The organism is Acidovorax sp. GW821-FHT11A03 (assembly GCF_058809075.1).
Map to the genome: position 1 here is coordinate 165,074 of NZ_JBXASG010000005.1, position 19,453 is coordinate 184,526.

At 69.2% G+C, this 19,453-nt stretch carries 17 protein-coding genes; 4 read left to right on the top strand and 13 right to left on the bottom strand.

From position 1 onward, the window contains the following. Positions 1 to 90: 90 nt before the first annotated feature. Positions 91 to 1,077, top strand: a complete 987-nt coding sequence (locus AC1RVY_RS13975; RefSeq protein WP_492806878.1) for a 2Fe-2S iron-sulfur cluster-binding protein — start codon at positions 91 to 93, stop codon at positions 1,075 to 1,077. A gap of 3 nt (positions 1,078 to 1,080) precedes the next feature. Here AC1RVY_RS13975 and maiA read toward each other — a convergent pair whose 3' ends face one another. The 8 genes from maiA to AC1RVY_RS14015 form a co-directional block, all read right to left on the bottom strand. After that, complete coding sequence (maiA, locus tag AC1RVY_RS13980; protein WP_218296177.1) at positions 1,081 to 1,719, bottom strand: maleylacetoacetate isomerase; 639 nt, start codon at positions 1,717 to 1,719, stop codon at positions 1,081 to 1,083. A gap of 2 nt (positions 1,720 to 1,721) precedes the next feature. After that, complete coding sequence (locus AC1RVY_RS13985) at positions 1,722 to 2,723, bottom strand: Bug family tripartite tricarboxylate transporter substrate binding protein (protein ID WP_492806879.1); 1,002 nt, start codon at positions 2,721 to 2,723, stop codon at positions 1,722 to 1,724. A gap of 98 nt (positions 2,724 to 2,821) precedes the next feature. Next, complete coding sequence (locus AC1RVY_RS13990) at positions 2,822 to 3,946, bottom strand: cupin domain-containing protein (protein WP_492806880.1); 1,125 nt, start codon at positions 3,944 to 3,946, stop codon at positions 2,822 to 2,824. Between the two features lie 31 nt (positions 3,947 to 3,977). Further along, a complete protein-coding gene (locus AC1RVY_RS13995) occupies positions 3,978 to 4,685 on the bottom strand; it encodes a fumarylacetoacetate hydrolase family protein (protein WP_369643401.1) in 708 nt (235 codons plus the stop codon). A 72-nt stretch (positions 4,686 to 4,757) separates the two neighbouring features. Then, entirely contained in the window at positions 4,758 to 6,035 is a 1,278-nt protein-coding gene (locus AC1RVY_RS14000) for an NAD(P)/FAD-dependent oxidoreductase (protein WP_492806881.1), read from the bottom strand. Between the two features lie 28 nt (positions 6,036 to 6,063). After that, positions 6,064 to 6,378, bottom strand: a complete 315-nt coding sequence (locus AC1RVY_RS14005) for a non-heme iron oxygenase ferredoxin subunit (RefSeq protein WP_492806882.1) — start codon at positions 6,376 to 6,378, stop codon at positions 6,064 to 6,066. Positions 6,379 to 6,387: 9 nt separating this feature from the next. Next, entirely contained in the window at positions 6,388 to 6,861 is a 474-nt protein-coding gene (locus tag AC1RVY_RS14010) for an aromatic-ring-hydroxylating dioxygenase subunit beta (RefSeq protein ID WP_492806883.1), read from the bottom strand. 2 nt (positions 6,862 to 6,863) lie between these two features. Beyond that, a complete protein-coding gene (locus AC1RVY_RS14015) occupies positions 6,864 to 8,126 on the bottom strand; it encodes an aromatic ring-hydroxylating dioxygenase subunit alpha (protein WP_218296170.1) in 1,263 nt (420 codons plus the stop codon). 308 nt (positions 8,127 to 8,434) lie between these two features. Here AC1RVY_RS14015 and AC1RVY_RS14020 point away from each other — a divergent pair, with 308 nt between their 5' ends. Next, positions 8,435 to 9,010, top strand: a complete 576-nt coding sequence (locus tag AC1RVY_RS14020; RefSeq protein WP_218296169.1) for an IPTL-CTERM sorting domain-containing protein — start codon at positions 8,435 to 8,437, stop codon at positions 9,008 to 9,010. A gap of 168 nt (positions 9,011 to 9,178) precedes the next feature. Here the strand turns inward: AC1RVY_RS14020 and AC1RVY_RS14025 are convergent, their stop codons facing one another. Both AC1RVY_RS14025 and AC1RVY_RS14030 read right to left on the bottom strand, forming a co-directional pair. Continuing rightward, positions 9,179 to 11,536, bottom strand: a complete 2,358-nt coding sequence (locus tag AC1RVY_RS14025; RefSeq protein ID WP_492806884.1) for a glycosyl hydrolase family 18 protein — start codon at positions 11,534 to 11,536, stop codon at positions 9,179 to 9,181. A 57-nt stretch (positions 11,537 to 11,593) separates the two neighbouring features. Then, the gene (locus AC1RVY_RS14030; protein ID WP_492806885.1) at positions 11,594 to 14,479 is read right to left on the bottom strand and encodes an IPTL-CTERM sorting domain-containing protein; all 2,886 of its coding nucleotides are present in this window, start codon (positions 14,477 to 14,479) and stop codon (positions 11,594 to 11,596) included. A 282-nt stretch (positions 14,480 to 14,761) separates the two neighbouring features. On the opposite strand from AC1RVY_RS14030, the gene AC1RVY_RS14035 reads away from it, so the two are divergent. Beyond that, the gene (locus AC1RVY_RS14035) at positions 14,762 to 15,994 is read left to right on the top strand and encodes a helix-turn-helix transcriptional regulator (RefSeq protein ID WP_492806886.1); all 1,233 of its coding nucleotides are present in this window, start codon (positions 14,762 to 14,764) and stop codon (positions 15,992 to 15,994) included. A 40-nt stretch (positions 15,995 to 16,034) separates the two neighbouring features. On the opposite strand, the gene AC1RVY_RS14040 is transcribed toward AC1RVY_RS14035, so the two are convergent. Then, positions 16,035 to 17,108: a hypothetical protein gene (locus tag AC1RVY_RS14040; RefSeq protein WP_492806887.1), complete on the bottom strand. Its 1,074-nt coding sequence runs from the start codon at positions 17,106 to 17,108 to the stop codon at positions 16,035 to 16,037. Between the two features lie 125 nt (positions 17,109 to 17,233). Here AC1RVY_RS14040 and AC1RVY_RS14045 point away from each other — a divergent pair, with 125 nt between their 5' ends. Next, a complete protein-coding gene (locus AC1RVY_RS14045) occupies positions 17,234 to 17,605 on the top strand; it encodes a YciI family protein (RefSeq protein WP_218296165.1) in 372 nt (123 codons plus the stop codon). A 78-nt stretch (positions 17,606 to 17,683) separates the two neighbouring features. Here the strand turns inward: AC1RVY_RS14045 and AC1RVY_RS14050 are convergent, their stop codons facing one another. Next, positions 17,684 to 18,361 (bottom strand): hypothetical protein, encoded by a 678-nt coding sequence (locus tag AC1RVY_RS14050; RefSeq protein ID WP_218296164.1) that lies wholly within the window; start codon positions 18,359 to 18,361, stop codon positions 17,684 to 17,686. A gap of 115 nt (positions 18,362 to 18,476) precedes the next feature. Next, complete coding sequence (locus AC1RVY_RS14055; protein WP_492806888.1) at positions 18,477 to 19,400, bottom strand: leucine-rich repeat domain-containing protein; 924 nt, start codon at positions 19,398 to 19,400, stop codon at positions 18,477 to 18,479. Positions 19,401 to 19,453 lie beyond the last annotated feature (53 nt).

The window sequence follows — 19,453 nt, forward strand, 5'->3', positions numbered from 1 at the left end:
CCATCAGTGCGGGTGATATGAAGCGGCAATGGTATTGCAGCCGATGATTCTTATGCACAATCGCATGAATGATCTCGCAGCCCGCCCGCCATGGACATTCTTGTTCAGCCGCTTAACCGCGTGATCCGTGCCGCACCGGGCGTGAATCTGCTCGACGCCCTGCGCGCGGCGCAGGTTCCGATGTCCTACTCCTGCCTCTCCGGCCGCTGCGGTATCTGCCGCTGCCGGGTGCTCGATGGCGAGGTGTTCGATGGGGGGCGTGAGCAGCAGCGCCCGCTGGACGGCATGGACGGTGCCGTGCTGGCCTGCCAGACCTATGTGACCGAGGCCTGCACGATCGAAGTGCCGGCGCCCGAGGAGGCCGTGGTGCACCGGGCGCGTGTGGCCAAGGCCACTGTCGCGGCCATCGAGCCATTGGCGGTCGACATCCGGCGCCTGCTGCTCAAGGTTAGCAAGCCGATCGCATTCTCACCGGGCCAGTACGCGCAGATCGCTTTCACGCCGGCCCACGTGCGTCCCTATTCCATGGCGAGCTTGCCGGGCGAAGAGCTGCTGGAGTTCCACGTGCAGCTGATGCCCAGGGGCCGGGTCAGCGGCTACATCGTGGATCAACTGAAGGCAGGGGATGCCGTCAAGGTCAGCGGGCCGTTGGGTGCAGCCTATCTGCGCCAGCAGCACACCGGGCCGATACTGTGCGTGGCGGGAGGTACGGGGCTGGCACCTGTGCTTTCGGTGGTGCGTGGCGCCGTGGCCGCCGGCATGCGCAACCCCATTCACCTGTACTTCGGGGTGCGCTCGCCACGCGAGCTGTACGGCCTCACCTGGCTGGACCAGCTGCGCCACGCACATCCTGCGCTGCAGGTGCATGTGGTGGTGGCCTCGGGCGCGGACCCTGCGGCGCAGCGGCGCGGGCTGGTGACCCAGGCCATCGAACAGGACCACGCCAGCCTGCGCGGCTGGCATGCGTATCTGTGCGGCTCACCGCCGATGGTGGAGACGACCACGCTGGTGGCGCTGGGCAAGGGCATGGAGCCGGCCCACATCCATGCCGAGGCCTTTTACATGCAGGGCGACTGAGGTTCAGCCCGCATCGGGCTGCGCACTGGGCGCGGCTTGCCGGAACGCGTCCAGTTGCCCGCAGGCCAGGTCCACCGCCTGCACCCGCGGCCAGCGCGCCAGGTCGACCTTGAAGCGGCGCGCGCTCTCCACCTGCGGCACCAGGTAGACATCGGCCAGCGTAGGGTGCTTGCCAAAGCAGAAGTCGCCACGCCGCCGGTCGCTCGCGAGCAGTGTTTCGATGGCGTCGAAGCCCGCGCCGATCCAGGTGCCGCACCAATCGTTCACGGCTGCCTCGTCCGCGCCAAAACGGTGGCGCAAGGCTTCCAGGATGCGCCGGTTGTTGACCGGGTGGATATCGCAGCCCACGATGGCCGCGAGTGCGCGCACCTGGGCACGCTCTGCGGCATCGGTGGGGAGCAGCGGCGGACTCGGATGGCGCTCTTCGAGCCATTCGATGATGGCCGGCGACTGGGTCATCAGGCGGTCGTCCGTCTCCAGGACCGGCACGAACTGCTGCGGATTGATCGCCTTGAAGGCCTGCGCCAGATGCTCCTCGCGCCGCAGATCGACCGCGACCTGCTCGTACGAAAGGCCTTTCAGGTTCAGCGCGATGCGCAGGCGGTGGGACGTTCCACTGCGGAAGAAGGTGTAGAGCTTCATGGTCAGTCCAGAGCGATCTTGGCGCGCTTGACGACATCACCGAACGTGCGCGAATCGCGTTCGATGGCGCGGAGCAGCTCGCTCGGCGGGCCAATGTAGGGCTCGAATCCGAACGTCGCCAGGCGTTCCCTGACCTCGGCGGTCGCGAGCACCTTGCCCACATCGGCATTGATCTTCTCGATCGACGCCTTCGGTGTGCCGACAGGAGCGAACAAACCCACCCAGGTCTTCACCTCGAACCCCGCCGGCCCGCCCGCCTCGCCGACGGTCGGGATATCGGTGAAGCCCGCCAGACGCTTGGGTGCGGCGAGCGCCAGGAACTTCACCTTCTTGGCCTGGTACATCGGTCCGGCCGTCGCCGCCGTGCCGAACGCCCACTTGATGTCACCGGTGGCGACGGAGGTGTAGACGTTCCCCATGTCCTTGTAGGGCACGTGCATCATCTTCGTATCGGTCGCGGCTTCGAGCATTGCCGCGCCGACATGGGCCACGCTGCCGATGCCCCATGATCCATAGGTGATCTCGCCGGGTGCCGCCTTGGCTGCCTTGATCAGGTCTCCCATGTCTTTCCACGGCGAATTGGCCGCCACCACCACGAAGAAGTTGGTGAAGTACACCGGTGCCACCGGCTCGAAGTCTTTCAGCGGGTCGTAGGGCAGTTGCTTGAACACATGCGGCTGCAAGGCCATGTGCGTGTTGTCCACCTGCAGCACGGTGTAGCCGTCAGGCGCTGCGCGTTTGGCGTCGCCAATGGCGATGAAGCCGTTGGCGCCCGGCTTGTTGTCGATGACCAGTTGCTGGCCCCAGTGGCGCGACAGCCTTTCACTGAGGATGCGCATCACCGCGTCCGGGCCGCTGCCCGGGGAATACGGCGCGACGGACCGCACGGGCTTGGTGGGGTATGTCTGCGCCGCTGCGCCGGGCAAGCCCGCAGCGGTCAGCAGGGCCCAGGCGCAAAGCGCAGCGGCCGTGCGGGAAATGGAAGTACGGATGGCTGTGGTCATGGCTATGTCTCCTTGTCATTGGGGCCGGAATCGGCCTGTTGTTTCGTGGCTGATCAGTGGGGTGGGCAAGCGCGGCATGTGGGCCGGAGGCCTCCGGCTCAACCGGTGGTCTGGGCGCGGTGGGCGTGCAGCGCCTCGAAAATCGGCGCGTCGCTGAAACGGAAAAGGTCGAGCGCACCCGAGGCGGATGCCTCGGCCGAGAACGGCTGCCACGACGGCACCACGAACAAGTCGCCGCGCGCCACGTGCCAGGTGCGCTCTCCCACGGTCACGGTGCCACTGCCGTCGAACACCTGGAACACGGACGAGCCCACCTCGCGATGGACGCGCGTCGCGCCGCCCGCGCGCACGCGGTGCATCTCGGTGCGCATCGTCGGCAGCACGTCGCCGCCGGTGGCAGGGTTGGTAAAGCGCACCGCCGCATGCCCCGGGCTCAGCGTGCCGGCCTGGCCTTCGGTCTCCAGGGCGAGCTGATCGGCCAGCGCGCGGTCGGTGTCCACCCAGCGGTAGGCCAGGAGCGGGGTGGCGGGCTGCGCTCCCGCCATCGAGACGGGGCGCAAGCCGGGGTGGCCCCAGAGCCTTTCGGAGTACGAACGCTCCGCCGTGGTGCGCTCGGCGGGCGAAATCCGCTCGCGCCCGACCTCGAAGAACTGGCTCTCGGTGTAGTAAGAGAACGGAATGTCCAGGCCATCGATCCAGGCCATGGGCTCGGTGGCGGCGTTGTGGTGGGCGTGCCAGTTCCACCCTGCCTGCGGCAGGAAGTCGCCGCGCGACATGCGCACCGCATCGCCATTGACCACCGTCCAGACGCCCTCGCCCTCCACCACGAAGCGGAAGGCGTGCTGCGTGTGCCGGTGCTCGGGAGCATCTTCACCCGGCATCAGGTACTGGATGGCGGCCCACAGCGTGGGCGTGGCGAACGGACGGCCGCCCAGCGCCGGGTTGGCCAGCGCGATCGCGCGGCGCTCGCCACCGCGGCCCACGGGCACGATCTCGCCGGCCTGCGCGGCCAGTGCCTTCAGCCGGTCCCAGCGCCACAGGTGAGGCACGGCCTTGGATTGGGGTTGCCGGGGCATCAGGTCGCCGATCTCGGTCCAGAGCGGCACCAGCAGTTCCTGCTCGAAGCCTCGGTAGAGCTCCTCCAGCGCGGGCGTGGGGTCGGGCTGGCCCCGCCCCGCCACGGCATGCAGCCGCACGGGGGAAGGCGTCAGGTCGGTGGTCATGGTGGGTTTGTCTCCTTGATTCATCGTTGTGTCACTCCGCAGGGCCGACGTGGAGCACGATGCTGCCCACGCCGTCGATCTGGCCGTCGATGCGGTCACCTGGCTGCACCGGGCCCACGCCTTCGGGCGTGCCGGTGAAGATCAGGTCGCCGGGCAGCAGGTGGTAGAACCTGGACAGGTCGGCGATCAGCTCGGGGATGTTCCAGATCAGCTTGGACAGGTCGGACTTCTGGCGTACCTTCCCGTTGACCGACATCGCCAGCTCGCCCTGGCTGAGGACGGCCTGCTGCATCGGCACGATCTCCGAGACCACGGAGGACTGCTCCACGTCCTTGCCCAAGTCCCAGGGCCGGCCTTTCTCGCGCGCCACCAGCTGCAGGTCGCGGCGCGTCATGTCCAGACCGCAGGCATAGCCGTAGATGAGGCGCGGAGCCTCGGCCTCGGGCACGCGAAAGCCGGGCGCGCCGATGGCCACCACCAGTTCCATTTCGTGGTGGTAGTCCTGGGTGCCCGGCGGGTAGGCCACGGTGGCACCGGACTCGACCAGTGTGGACGGTGCCTTGGTGAAGTAGAAAGGCACCTCGACCGACTTGTCGACCGGGCGCCCCATCTCGACCGCATGCGCGTGGTAGTTGCGGCCGACAAAAAACAGCCGCTGGATGGGCAGGCGCTCGCTTCGGCCACGCACCGGCAGCGCATAGACCGGCGGTGGATTCCAGAGATAGGTGGTGGAGGTCATCGGGGTTTCCCTTTTTTGAAAGTGGTGGTGGGGTGGGTTCAGGCCTTGGGCAGTAAGCAACGGGCGCCTGGTTCACAGCTTGGACATCGGCGTGCCCAGGTCCGCCAGGCGTTCGGTATCGACGGGCCTGCGCTGCTCGATCAGCCGGCGCGCGAAGCGCAGGTCGCGCGCCGCATTGGGGCCGATGGCGGCCTGGACCACGTCGCCGGCCAGGTAGAACAGCACGAAGCCGCCGCTGGCCTGGTCGCCGCGCTGCACCACACGGTGCGCGGGCGTCGGCACGCCGTAGATCTGCAGATTCATGTCGTACTGGTCGGACCAGAACCAGGGCAGCGGCTGGTAGTCCACCGCGTGGCCCAGGGCCGAGCGCGCGGCAGCGATGCCCTGGTCCTGCGCGTTCTGCCACGACTCGAGCCGCAGCCTGCGCCCGGCCCAGGGGTTGAGAGCCACGGCCACGTCGCCAGCGGCCAGGATGTCGGGGTCGGACGTGCGGCACCGGGCATCGACCAGCACGCCGCCTTCGCAGGCCAGGCCCGCCTCGCGCGCCAGTTCGTCGTTGGGCACCAGGCCGATGCCCAGCACGATGGTGTCGGCCGCGAGCACGCTGCCATCAGCGAGCCGCACTTCCGAGCGGCCATCCGCCGCGCGCGCAAAGCCTAGGACTCCAGCGCCCAGCACAACGCGGGTTCCCTGAGAGTGATGCAGCGCCAGCAGGTACTCCGATATCGCGGCCGGTACGGTGCGTTCGCACAGGCGGCCCTGCGTCTCGACGACCACGACGTCAGCGCCCCGCTGGCGTGCCGTGGCCGCCACCTCCAGGCCGATCCAGCCGCCGCCCACCACCACCACGCGGCGGCCGGGCATAAGCGCGGGCGCCAGCGCCATCGCATCTTCGATGGTGCGCAGCGTGTGCAGCGGCACCTGGTCGGCCCCGGGCACAGCGAGTCGGCGGGCCCGCCCTCCGGTGCACAGGATGAGCTTGTCGTAGGGCACCGCTTCGCCATCGGACAGCAGCACCTGCCTGGCGGCGCGGTCAATGCGGCGCGCCTGCACCCCGGGCCGCCATTGCGCACCCAGGGCGTCGAAGGCCTCGGGCTTCATCAGGCGCGTCGTCTCGGGCTGTGCGGCGCCAGACAACACCGCCTTGGACAGCGGTGGCCGCTCGTGCGGCGGGTGGACCTCGTCACCGATCAGCACGATGCGGCCTGTGAAGCCTTCACTGCGCAGCGTCTGCGCGGCCCAGCCACCGGCCTGGCCGGTGCCGACGATCACGATGGTGTGGATCGGGCGGGCGGCCGCGCCTTCATCCGGCAATGCGGCGGCCGCAACCTCTGGTCGCTTGGCGGTCATGGGCTTTCCTTGTGGGGGGTGGCAGCGCTCAGTCGAAGGCCAGCCAGACGCGGCCGCCTTCGATCTTGACGGGGTAGCTGCGCAGGGGCTCGGTCACCGGCGCGCAGGTGGGCAGGCCGGAGCGCACATCGAACTTGCCCTGGTGCAGCGGGCACTCGATCTCGTGCCCATCCAGGAAGCCGTCGCACAGCCGTGCATGGCCGTGGGTGCAGACGTTGTCGGTGGCGAAGACCTCGCCGTCCACGCCATACAGTGCGATGTCCCGTCCTGCAACGGCCAGGCCCATCACGTCATCCTGCGGCACGTCGTCCCGCGCGGCGGCGTCAATCCAGTTCGTGGTCATGGCAGTTCCTCAGATGGGGTAGATCAGCGAATTGGGGATCATCTCGCTGTCGTAGATGACCAGGCGCGAAGCGAACTTCAGGCCCTCGGGCGTGCGCACCACCTCATCGAGCGTACGGCCCACGTTGAAAACGGTGGACTCCTTGGACAGGCGCGTGCGCAGCACCGCGTAGTTGGCCTCGCTGTGGATGCGGCCATCGGCACCGACCTGGTGGACGAGCGGCGCACCCACCACGTGGCGCTGGTAGTAGGGGTCGTGGAACAGCGTCTCGCGGATGCCATAGACGCGGTCCTTCAGCATGCCCTTGCTGTCGAAAGTCAGCGTGGCGAGTGGAAAACCGCGTTCGTGGTTCTCGCGCGGCTGCAGCTTGTAGGTGCAGTCGTCGATGAAGAACTCCGGCCAGGCATCCCAATCGGCGGCGTCGAGTGCACTTGCGTAGCGGGCATAGAGTTGCGTCAGTTCGTAGTAGGTCTGGAACTCCATGGTCACGCCTCCATCACCTTGCGCCAGTATTCGTACATGCCGCGGATCAGCGTCTCCGTGACCATGTGGTCCGTGTCGCCGACCTCCCGGCCACCGAGTTCGGCCAACGTGCGGTGCGCGGGCTTGGTCTCGAAGCCTTCCTGCGACCACTCGATGACTTCGCCATCGTCGGCCGACACAAAGCCCGCCGGGCCGAAGAGGTTGGCCTGGCGCAGGCGGCGCTGCGTCATCTCTTCGCTGTCGTCTTCGAAGCCGAAATGCGTCCAGACGAAATCGAAGGCGCCCTTGCCGTCCGGCTGGATGTGGCGTGTGGACACGCTGTTGACCTGCTGCTGGAAGATGACGCTCGGAAACACGGTCATCATCACGGCCGTCGGTGCACCCCACCAGTCTTCGTGCACGATGTCGAGAAAGCGCGGGTCGTTCAGTTCCATGCCCGCCTTGAAGCTGGACACCTGGGTCACGTCGGCCGCCTTGCCGGCCGCGCCGCGGGTGGACACCATGGCCGCATGGCGATGCTGCGCGTCCATCAGCAGCTGGGACTTGTTGTCGGCGCGCCAGAGACCGAAGGTGACGAACCAGGTGTGCAGCAGGCCTGGGTGGTAGGGGTCCTTGATGTTCTCCTGCATCAGCTTCCAGTTGCCCGGAATCCGCTGGCGGTTGTAGCCCAGGATCGTGAGCTTGCGGCCGTCGAACAGACGGTCGAAGTAGCCCAGGATCGCGGGCCCCAGGAAGTCCTCCAGCGGCTCCACGCCATGGTCGAATGACGCGAACACGACGCCACCGCGCGTGGCGACCTTGAGCTTGGTCAGGCCATGCTCGGCAGGATTGAAGTCCGCCGGCATCCCGCCATTGACCTTGCCATCTTGTTTGACGCCGCGCCGGAACGGCACGCCCTGCAGGTCGCCCGACAAGGTGTAGTTCCACTGGTGGTAGGGGCAGGTCAGGCTGTCGCGGTTGCCGTGCCGCTCGCGGCAGAACGCCATGCCGCGGTGCGCGCAGACGTTTTCCACCACATGGATCGAAGCATCCTTGTCACGCACCAGCAGCACGGAGCGTTCGCCGATGACGGTGCGCTTGAAATCGCCCGCGTTGGGGATCTCGGCTTCCAGGCCCACGTAGCACCAGTGGCCGTTGTAGAACAGCCGGTCGAGTTCTTTGCGGTACAGGTCCTCGTCGGTGTAGGCCTGGAAGGGGATGCGGCTGGTACCGTCCGTCTCCCAGCGGATCTGCCGGGGAAAGACGGTGACGGGGCATTCATGCATGGGCGTCTCCTTTGTGGTGCTGGTCGGTGGTTCCGATGCGGGCTGCATTCCAGCGCCTGGGGACGGATCATTCGCCGCCAAGCTATATCAGTCAATGGAACATGCGTGATGTTTCACATCACCGATATGAATATTGCTTTCGGGCACGGCCTGGGGGCCTTGTTGTGGGTGGGAGGTGAACAAGGGCGGCGCAGCATGACGGTGTCCGGGCCAGGCGCGGGTCGCATGGAGCTGCTCCCACCGCGTGTGTCGGCGCGCTGCTGCGCCGCGGCGGTCAATAATCACCCACACAACCCAGAAAGAGTGCAATGAACCACCAGTCGCCGCGTCTTGCCGTCACGGCTTTGCTTTTCAGTGCGCTCTTTGCAGCAACCGCATCGGCGCAAGTCGCACCGGTCATCGCCAAGAGCTTCAACCCGTCAGTGGTCGCGCCCAACGGCAATTCCATCGCGACGATCACGGTGACGAATCCAAACGTTGCCGTGGCGCTCAACAACGTTCAATTCAGTGACACCATGCCGGCGGGGATCGATCTCATCACCCAAACGGGCGGCACATGCAGCACGCTCGCGACGGGGGGAGGCATGTTCTCCATCAACCCCGGCGCGGAGACCTTTTCCAGCAGATCGAACGTGCTTGCCGGAGGCCAGTCCTGCACGATTACCGTCAGTGTTCGGGGGACAGTCATCGGCGCGCACGTCAACACGACGTCGCCAGTCACGTCCAGCAATGCCCCGCCTGGCGCCGCCGCATCGGGAACGCTCACCGTGATGGCGGCCAGTGTTCCCGCCCCTGTGCCAACCTTGTCCGAATGGATGGTGATGTTCCTTGCTGCCGCACTGGCCATGGCGGGCGCCCTCAGGCTGCGGGCGTACGCAGCCTGAGGTTCGGAGGCTGGGCCGCAGCCCCGATTCCCGAATCGTGCGTGCGGCGTGCGCCAGCGCACTGTCACCGGCCAAGGCGGGGCTGGCTTCGTGGACGGCGAGCCCTGGCCCCTTGCGCCGCTCAGGCGCCCTTGCCCTCGCTGAGGGCGCCCGCTTCGCTGTCGGCCGTCAGGGGAGCTGCACCGTCACGGGTGCGGACAGTGGCCCCTCGTTGCCCGCGGCATCCAGCACGCTGACCTGGTAGTAGTGGCTGCCGAGCGGCGGCGCGACGTCGGTGTAGCCCGAGCCGGTCACCGTGGCAATCGCCACGCCGTCGCGGTAGACGCGGTAGCGCGTGGCGCTGTCCGCGATGAAGGCCTGCTTGACGGCCTGCATCTGCGGATTGCTGTTCGACTGCGGCAAGTAGCCATAGTTGATGGTCCACACCAGTGTGCCGCCCAGGCCCTGCTCGCGCACCCATTTGCCCTTCTCGGCGATGGAGCGCTCGTCTTCAAAGCTCAGGTAGGTGACCGGCGTGTTCGTGCCCCGGTTCCAGGGTGGCGAGTAGGTCATGTAGCCTTGCTTGGCCACGTCGTCCCAGTGGTACGTGGCGCCCGCGCGGTTGAAGGCGTTGTCGTTCACCAGGCGCTGGTAGTTGTTCTCCCAGTCGCCGTTGTTCATCCAGCCTTGCATGCCGTCCATGCTCTGGCGCGGACCGGTGACGGGATGGTTGTAGTACGCACCGTACAGGCCGATGCCGATGCCCAGCCTGGAGCGCGCGATGCCCATGTCCAGATAGGCCTGCACCGTCGATTCAATCGAGGTCGGGTACAGATCGCCCGCACCGGACAGCGGCGAGTGGTGCCACGACTGCCAGCCCCAGTCGCCGGCCATGCTGTAGGTCATCAGATTGAAACGATCGACTGCGGCGGCCACCTCCGCGTGCCAGGGCGTGATGTCCGGCTGGTTCTTGTTCACCCAGAAGCCGGGCCAGCTCAGCTCCAGCGGCGCGTTCGGCGCCTGGTAGCGGGCACGCAGCGTCGAGGCGGCGCGCAGCTCGCGCAGCAGCGCCAGGGCCTGGGCGCGGGTAGCCGCCGTGTCGAGGTTCTCTTCCCAGTCGATGTCCACGCCGTCGTAGTTTTTCTGCACCGCCTTGTCGAGGATGTTCTTGATGAAGCGCGCGCGCACCGTGGCATTGGCGGTGGCGGCAACAAAACCGGGCCCGTCGCTGTCTCCGCCCACCATCATCACCGCCTTGGCGCCCGCGGCGTGGGCCTTGGCGATCAGCGCGTCCTCCACGTTGGCCAGGTGGCCCGAGCCGGCGCCCTCCAGCAGGTCGCCCGCCCGGCCGCCGGGCAGTGAACCGAGCGCGGGCGCATAGCGGCCGAAGACGAAGTGCGTCATGGTGCCCATGTCCACGGCTTCGGGCGGGTAGGTTTCCCAGAACCAGCCCGCGTAGTAGCCGTTGACCCATTTGCCGCTCTGGGCGGTGGGGTTCCATCCCACGTTCACCCCGCGGCTGGTCCTGGCGGCCGTCACGCCGCCCACGGGTGGCAGCGGATTGGTGGCCTCCACGGCCACCTGGGTGGTGGCGGCCACGCTTTGGCCCGCGGTGTTGGTGCAGGTCAGCGTGTACGCCGCGTTCGCTGCGGGGCGCACCAGTTCGTTGCCCTCGGCCGCGCGCGGCCCGTTCCAGCCGCCCGATGCCGTGCAGGTGGTCGCGTTGTGGGCCTGCCAGGCCAGCTGGGTACTCTGGCCCGCCATGATGCGTGCGGGCGTGGCACTGAAACTGCCGATGGTGGGGGGCTGCTGTGCCTTGCGCACGGTCACCGTGGCCGATGCGGCCGTGGTGGCGCCAGCCGCGTTGCGGCAGCTCAGTCCGTAGGTGGTGGTGACGGTGGGCCGCACGCTGGTGCCGCCGGTGCCTGCCTGTTCTCCGCTCCAGCCCCCCGTGGCGGTACAGGCCGTGGCGTTCTCCGTGCTCCACGAGAGGATGCTGCTGTTGCCCGCCTCGATCACGTCGGGCTGGGCCGTGAAAGCCTGGATGCGTGGAGGCTGGGGCGGTGGCGTGTTCGGCGCCGTGCCGTCGATGAAGAGCTGCGCGAGTCCTTCGCCGCCCGCCTCGAAGTACTCCATGCGCACGGTGTGGCGCCCCTCGGACAGGCGCACGGACGCCGTGTCCATCGTGATGCCGTGCACGGTCCAGTTGTTGATGATGCGCTTGCCATCCACGAACACGCGCACGCCGTCGTCGGTGTATGTCGTGAACCTGGCGGCGCCCGCGGCGAACGGCAGGCTTGCGGTCCAGCGCGCGGAGAAGCTGTCCACCGGCAGCCTGGGGGCCGGGCTGTCGGTCATCCAGTAGTAGTCGATGGGGCCGCTCTCGCAGCGCTCCAGCACGGCAGCGCCCGCCAGCTTGGTGTTGGGAAAGTACTCCGCCAGCCATTGGCCGGGAGCGCATTCCAGCGCGAAGGCCTGGGTGCCGGCCAGCAGCAGCGAGGCGGCCAGGGCGCGTGGGATCCAGGGGTGGGAGGTAAGGTTTTTCATGGTGTTCCTGGCCGCCAGCGCTTTTCTGGAAAGCGCTGGCAGCTCTCTTTTTGATAGTTAAACAACAACAAATCGGCGTGCGCGCAGGCCGGCCAGCAGCATCAGCGCGGCGAGCAGCAGCACGCCCCATTCGCTCAAGGTGGGAATGGCCTGCGCGCCGCCCGGATCGACCACCGGCCCGGGCGCGGGCGCCACGCCGCCCGTGGGCGGGGCCGATGCGCTGCCGCCCGTGTTGTTGGCCGTGACGGTGAAGGTGTAGGTGACGCCGTTGGTGAGGCCCGTCACGGTGCAGGTGGTGGCGGGGTGCTGCACGGTGCAACTGGCGCCGCCGGGCTGGGCGGTGACGGTGTACGACGTGGGCGCGGTGCCGCCCACGGGCGCCTGCCAGCGCACGGTGACTTGCGCGTTGCCGGGTGTGGCGGTCACGTTGGTGGGCGCGTTGGGCGCGCCTGCCGGCATCACTTCGATGGGCACCGAATCGGACGCCAGACCGTTGACGAACACCGTGGCGCGGTACAGGCCGGGCGCCATGCTCGCTGGCAGAAGGCCGGTGACGATGACGGTTTCGCTGCCGCCATTGGGGCGGGTGCGTGCGATGGGCAGCCACACCACGGCGCCGCCGTCTTCGCCTTGCAGGCGCACCAGCGGCACTTGCGTGGCCGATTGGCCGGTGCCGCCGCTGCTGGCTTCGACGGCGCCTACCATGCGCAGACCCGACAACTCTGGCGTGTCACTGCGGGACATCCGGCCCGGGTAGGACGTGATGCGGGGGCGACGGGCATCCGCCACGGCGCTGGGGTTGCCGTAAAGCAAGGCGGTGGCGATGGGGCCGCCGGCGTTGATGCCACCGGTGATGAGCACTTCGCCGTTGGCCAGCAAGGTGGCGGTGTGGTCGGTGCGCGCCTGCGGCATGGCGTCCACGGCCTGCCAAGTGCCGGTGGCAGGGTCGTACAGCTCGGCGCTGGCGACGGGGCCGAAGGGGGCGGTGGTGCTCGAGCCGCCGGTGACGAGCACGCGGCCATTGGGCAGTGCAGCGGCGCGGTGATAGACACGGCCCGTCAGCAGGTTGCCCGTGGCCTGCCAGGTGTTGGTGGCGGGATCGAAGATTTCAGCGCTGGTGCCCGAGGCCGCGGTACTGCCACTGCCGCCAGCCACCAGCACACGCCCATCCGGCAGCAGCGTGGCGGCGTGCCCGGCGCGCATGTGAGTCATCGCGGAGGCGGGCGCCCAGGTGCCGGTGGCGGGGGTGTACAACTCGGCGCTGCTATGGATGCTACCTGCGTTGCGGCCCCCGGTCACCAGGACGCGGCCATCGGGCAGCCGTGTAGCGGCGTGATGCCGGTCGCGGGGCTGGATCATGTCTCCCGTGGCCTGCCATTGGAGGGTGGCAGCGCGATAGACCTCTGCGCTGCTGGCGGCGCCGTAGCCCGTGCCGCCCGCGATGAGCACGTCGCCACTGGGTAGTACGGTGGCGGCGTGGGCGGCGCGGGGGCGCAGCAGGGGCGAGGTGCGCGTCCAGCTCGCCGTGTTGGCGTCGTAAATTTCGGCGCTGTCCAGGGCGACGGAGCCGTTGTAGCCGCCCGCCACGAGCACAAAGCGGTCATTGGGCAGCAGGGTTTGCGTGTGTTCGACACGGGCATCGTGCATGGCCGTGGTACTGCTCCACTGCGCGGTGCTGGGGCTGTAGCGCAGCGCGGTATTGCTGACCGTGCTGCTGTTGCCCACGGTGCCGCCTGCAATCAGCACCTCGCCATTGCTCGACACCCGTGAGGCGGTGTGGAGCTGGCGCGCCGCGGCCAGGCTTGCGGTGTGGCGCGCGGCCAGGGTGTTGAGCTGCAATAGTTCGACGTTCGCCAACGCGCCGCCCCCCGCGCCCTCGCCGCCCGCCACCAGAACCTCGCCGGTGTGCAGCAGCAGCGCGCTGTGCTGGCCGCGTGCCTGCGCCATGGGAGCATAGACGCTGCCCAGACCCGCAGCGGGGCTGAAGATTTCCACCGCCGCCATGGGCGTGCCACCGGCGTCGTCCGCGCCGCCCGCCAGCAGCACGCGCCCGTCGGGCAGCAGCGCGGCGCTGTGCTGGGTGCGCGCAACCTGCAGGGCGCCGCTGGCCGTCCAGGTGTTGGCGGAGGGGTCGTACAGCAGGGTGTCGCCCAGCGCGCCGCCGCCGTCGTTGCCGCCGGCCACGAACACGCGCCCATCGGGCAGCAGGGTGGCCGTGTGGTTCACGCGGCGCGCCGGCAGCGGCGCGGCGGCGGTCCAGGTGCCGGTGGCGGGGCTCCAGAGTGCGGCGGTGTTGGTGACGCTGTTGCCGTTGTCGATGCCGCCCGCCACGAGCACGCGGCCGTCGGGGAGCAGCGTGGCCGTGTGCTGGCGCGCGCCCATGCCGGGCATGGAGCCGGTGCTGTCCCAGGTGCGGGTGGCGGGGTCGTAGATTTCGGCGGACTGCAGGCCGTCTTGCCCGGCGGTGCCCCGGCCACCGGCCACGAGCACGCGGCCGTCGGGCAGCAGCGTGGCGGTGTGCTGGCGACGGCGCAGCGCCATGGTGCCGGCGGTGGCGCTGACGGCGCCGGCCTGCGGGTCGAAGGTGGCGGCTTCGCGCACCGATGCGCCGGTGCCGCCCTCTCCGCCCGCGATCAGCACCGTGCCGTCCAGGAGCGGCGTGGCCGTGTGGCCTGCGCGCGGGCCGGGCAGGGCGGGGCCGCTGGTCCAGCGGCCCGTGGCGGTGTCGTAAAGCTGCGTGCTGGCCAGCACGCCGCCGCCGCGCCCCCCGGCGAGGAGCACGCGGCCATCGGCCAATTGTGTGGCGGTGTGCTGGTAGCGCGCGCCGGTGAAGCTGCCGGCAGCCTGCCAGCCCGCGGCATGCGCGGTGCTGGCAACGCCCAGGCACAGCGCGGTGGCGTGCAGAACGCGACGGGCCGTGTCGGCCCATGCGGGGGTGGTCATTGGGGGGTCTCCTGAGAGCAAGCAGAAGCCCGCGATTCTTGGAACGCCCGTGCTTTCTGCCTATCGGTCACCTGACCGATGCGCGTGCATTTGTTGGCAAATCGTCGCGCAAGTGGCGTGGGGTATCCCGAGGGGGAATGGCGCACGCCGCGGCGGCCCCGCACAATCGGCGCCGCCGGGATAGGCGTGGCCCCACGCTTTCCCGCCGCGCGTGGGGCGCAGCCCCCAGTGAGCGGCTTTTGAGCCTGGGGCGGCCCGGCGATGAGAAAAAAGGAAACACGCTTGCATCACGCATTGACCGAACTGCTGGGCACCGTGGCCGACGAGGCGCGCTGGGGCGAGGCGCTGCACGGCTATGCCACCAGCCTGGGCGCGGACCAGATAGGCTGGTTCGTGCTGGCCGGCGGGCCGGAGCAACTGGCGCAATGGGGTCCGCGCTTTGCTGAACACCCGGACCCGGGCTACTGGCTGCACACCCCCTCGGCCGAGGGCGCGCCCGCGCTGGTGGGCCGGGGCGTGACGGCCGAGGCCACGCTGCGCTACGCCGCGCTGTACCGCGAGCAGGACCCGCTGTGGGATGCCGCCATGGCGGGCTACGCCCAGGCCGGTCCGGGCGGCATCTCGGTGGTGACGGATGCGCCCGCCCCTGCGGCACGGCGCTTTCGGCAGACGGCGTTCTACAACGACTTCCTGCGCCCGCACGACATCGGCACGCGCATGTTCGGCGGCGGGTGGAATGCGCGGCACCCGGGGGGCCACCTGTTCGCGTCGGTCTATCGCCTGCGCGACGACGAGGGCTTCACGGCCGAGCAGGCACGGCGCTTCCATGCGGAGTTCGGCGCCTTGCAACACGCCGCCTTCCTGCACCGCGAGATGTTGTCCCTGCGCACGCGCACGCAGGGGCTGGAGGCACTGATGGAGCGCCTGCCCATGGGCATGCTGTTCTTCGGCACGGGCGGGCGCCTGCTGCACGCCAACGCCCGCGCGCGGCACCTTGCCGCGAGCCCCGGGCACGGCAGCCTGAGCAAGCTGCTCACGGGCATTGCCAATGTGCGGCAGGCGGACGCTGCGCTGGGCGCGCTGTTCACGCAGTCACTGCATGGTGAAAGCGGCTGCGCCGAGTTGCCGGGCGGGCTGCTGCTGGTCTCGCTGGCCGTGGGCGATCTGGCGGCGCTGGGCCTGAACCACGCGGCCCCCGGCGTGGCCTGGGTGCTGATGGAGCGCACGCTGGACGCGGCGGCCGCCGCTGCCCTGGTGTGCCAGGCCTACCGGCTGAGCCCGGCCGAGGGCGCCCTGCTGCTGGCGCTGATGCGCGGCCAGACCCCGCAAGACTTTGCCGACGCGCGCGGCGTGCGCATCCGCACCGTGCGCACGCAGATGAGCACCCTTCTGCTCAAGACCCGCACCCAGCGCCAGCAGGACCTGGTGGCGCTGGGGGCGCGGCTCATGCTGCTGGCGCCGGGGCAGGCCGCCGATGGGGCGGTGGCAGCGGGGGCGCGGACCACAGCGCCCTGAATGGCGAAGCGGGACATGTGCCGCCCCGGGGGGCGTGGAGTCAGGTGCGCAGGGTGTGGCCCAGGTCGTCCCAGCCGCTGGTGCCGGTGGCTGCAAAAATGGTGCGCAAGTGCTTCTTCAGCGCGGCGCTGCCCACGCCCGTGCGCTCGGTGCAGTCCGTGCGTGCATGGCCCAGGCCGGCCAGCAGGGCAATTTCCCGCTGCAGCGGGCTCAGCGGCAGTTCGAACACGCGGCGCACCACGCCGATGCCGCGCGGGCGCAGCAGCTGCAGGGTGACCAAGAGTTGTTGTGCCCCGCCCGCCACGGGGTGCAGGGTATGGGCGTCGGCCGCCAGCCAGCCACCCGGCATGGGAATGCGCTCGGCGCCCTGCGGGGGCTTGCCCAGGCGCCGGGGGAGATCGTGCAGTACCGCCGTTGCCGCCGTGCCGTGCACGCCCAGCCCGAGAAGATTGGCTTGCCGCAGCAACTGGATGGCGGTGGTGTCGGCGAGCTGCGGCTGCTGGTTGGCCGCGTCGAACAGCACATGGCCCACCGGGCTGTTCAGGCCGGTGTCCCAGGGGCGGGCAGGGGGCGTGTGCGGGAAGGCCCGCGCGAGGCTGGCCGATGCGCGCTCCAGCAGCGCGGCCTCTGCGTCGCCGAAGCCCTTGCCTGGGGCGCGGAACAGCGCGGCAATGGCACGGGTGCGGCCTTGCGCTTCCACCCGCAGGTCCAGCGTGTGGTGGTGGCCGCTGGCGCGCACGAGGAGGTTGTAGGAGTTGGAGCGGAAATAGCGGGCATCCGGCGCCATCAGCCTGCCGACGCGCGGACCATCGGGCCGGGCGAGGGCGAGCACATTGGTTTCGCGGGGGCCCACGAACAGTTGCTGGAACTCGTTGAGGAACAGGTCTTGCGCCGATGCAGGGGAATCCTCGTGGTGGAAGCCTTCCGGCAGGCCCTGCCCGTCCATCCAGAACAGGGCCGCCGCATCGGCACCCACCAGCATGCGCAGCACGGCGCACACCTCGGGGGCCACGGGCGCGAGGCCGAGGCCCAGGCCGCAGAGCATGTCCAGCTCCTGCCACAACCGCTGCCGGGATGCGGCCGTGAGGGCTGGGGAGGATGGCCGCGAATTCATGGGGTGAGGGGGAATGCAAGTCGGGAAGGGGGCATTATGGGATCCCGCACTTTTTTTCTGCACATGGTCGATTTGCGACCGTCAGCTTCGTCGTCAGTGCATCACCACCCTCAAAGCACCTCCGTATGAAATACCTCGGCCTCGCCTACTTCACCCCCGAAAAATTCGCCGCGATGGCGCCGGACGACGTCCAGGCGCTGGTGCGCCAGTGCCCCCCGCTGGACGAGAAGATGCGCGCTACCGGCAAGGTCCTGGTGTCCGCGTCGCTTGGCGACCTGGACAACTGGGCAACGCTTCGCCCGCTCGGCGGCAAGACGCACGTCAGTGACGGGCCGTACACGGAGTCGAAGGAAGTGGTCGGCGGCCTCTTCATCATCGAGGCGGACAGCCGTGAGGAGGCGCTGCGCATCGCCTCCATGCACCCGGCGGCCACGCTGGGCGAAGAGGGCGGATGGGCCATCGAGCTCATCCCCATGGATTTCTACCTGGCCCGGTGAGGGCCCGGGCGCCTGTCGCCAGGGTGCTTCGGGGGCTCTCCCCACTAAGACCCGGCATGCGGTGCCTTCTGCCGCGCCTCATGCCCTGCGGCGGCGCAGCACTCCCAGGCCCGCCAGCAACGCGGACAGCAGCACCCACCCCGTGCTGCCCAGCGCGGGCACCGGCGTGGCGCTGGGCGCCAGAAGGGCCGGCGTACAGGGGCTGTTGAAGGGCTGTGGCGGGCTCCAGCGTGAAAGCTGCTGCGTCTGCACGCCCCCCGAAGCGTCGTGCACGCTGCGGTTCTGGGCGGCATCGGAGAACACGTTGTTGATGCCGTTGGCGAACCAGTGCGCCGGCACGGTGTGCGTGATGCCCGTGCTGCTGAACGATGCGCCCGCCGGGTCGCCATTGATCTCGGTGAACATGCCGGTCAGCACGCCGGCGCCATCGGTGGTGGCGCTGCCCAAGGCCAGCGTGGGCGCGGAGATGGCAAGGTCCTGCACGAAGCCCACGTTGCGCGCGTCGTTCATGCGCCAGAAGGTGCACCTCAGGTGCGCCCCGGTCCATGCCTGGTTGGAGGCGGAGTTGCCCCCGTTGTCGAACACGAAGGTGACGCTGTAGCTCTGGCCGCTGATGATCTCGGGGAAGTCGGTGGTCGAGATGGTCCCGGTGTAGGTCGTGGCGAAGGGCGCGGCCTGGGCGGCGCCCGGGAGGCCGATGGCGCAGGCCAGGAAGGCGGTGGCGAGCCTGCTGCGGTGGTTGCGGAGATGGCGCATGGAGGTTCCTCGGGCTGGATGGCGGGCGGGTGTGATGGCCCGCGGCGCCAGCGGTGATGCTTCAATTTTTATAGCTGCTTGCGCTTGTGTGGAAAGCGCTGGAGGCCAAAAAGCCTCAAACCTGCCTGCGCCGCAATGCCCGCAGGCCCAGCGTGGCGGCGGCCAGCGACAGCAGCGCCAGCGCCCATTGGCCCAGCGTGGGCACGGGGGTGGCCGGCCCCGGGGGCGCGCCGTTGCACTGCGCGTGCCAGGGTGTCTCTCCGGTGGCGGCGTCCCAGTCGGTGCTGGCCGACGGGGGGAGTGGATTGGGGCACAGGATGGACTGGCCCGTGAGCAGCGAGCTGGGCGCCGTGGGCAGGGGGCCGGTGAGCTGGTTCTGGTCCACCACCAGGACCTGCAGGCCGGGAGGCAGTGCGGGGATGGGCCCGGTGAGCTGGTTCTTCTGCACGGACAGGATTTGCAGCGCAGGCATGCCGGCGAGCGGCGGGATGGCGCCGGTGAGCTGGTTGTCGCGCACGAGGAACCATTCCAGGGCGGGCAGGCCGGTGAGCGGTGGCAGCGGGCCGGTGAAGGCATTCATCGCGGTGATGTAGCGCGTGAGGTGCTGCAGGCCCGAGGGGTCGGGCAGCGGGCCCGTGAACTGGTTGTTTCCCACGTTGAAGAACGCCAGCTGGGTCAGCCCCGCGATGGGCGGCACGGGGCCGGTCAGGCCGCCGCCGGTGAGGCTGATGGACGTGAGGTCCGGCAGCGCCGCCCAGTCAGGCAGCGGCGTGCCGGGTGGGGTGCTGGACATGGCGTTGGAGACGAATGTCATGCCGGTGACCGTGGTCTCGCCCGCGTCGCAGGCGATGCCCGCCCAGTTGCACTCGGTGCCCGGCACACCGCCCCAGCCACTGTTGTTGAGCCAATTGGGGCCATTGGTGGCGAAGTAGAAGTCCATCAGGTACTGGCGCTGCGATGGAGGAATGGCGGCCTGCGCGCTGGTGGCGGCGAGCAGGGCGAGGGTGGCGAGGAGCCGGGCAGGTATGAAAGCGGTCATGCCGGCGATTCTTGGGAATGCGCCGCGCCGCGTCGTTGCCGGCAACGACAATC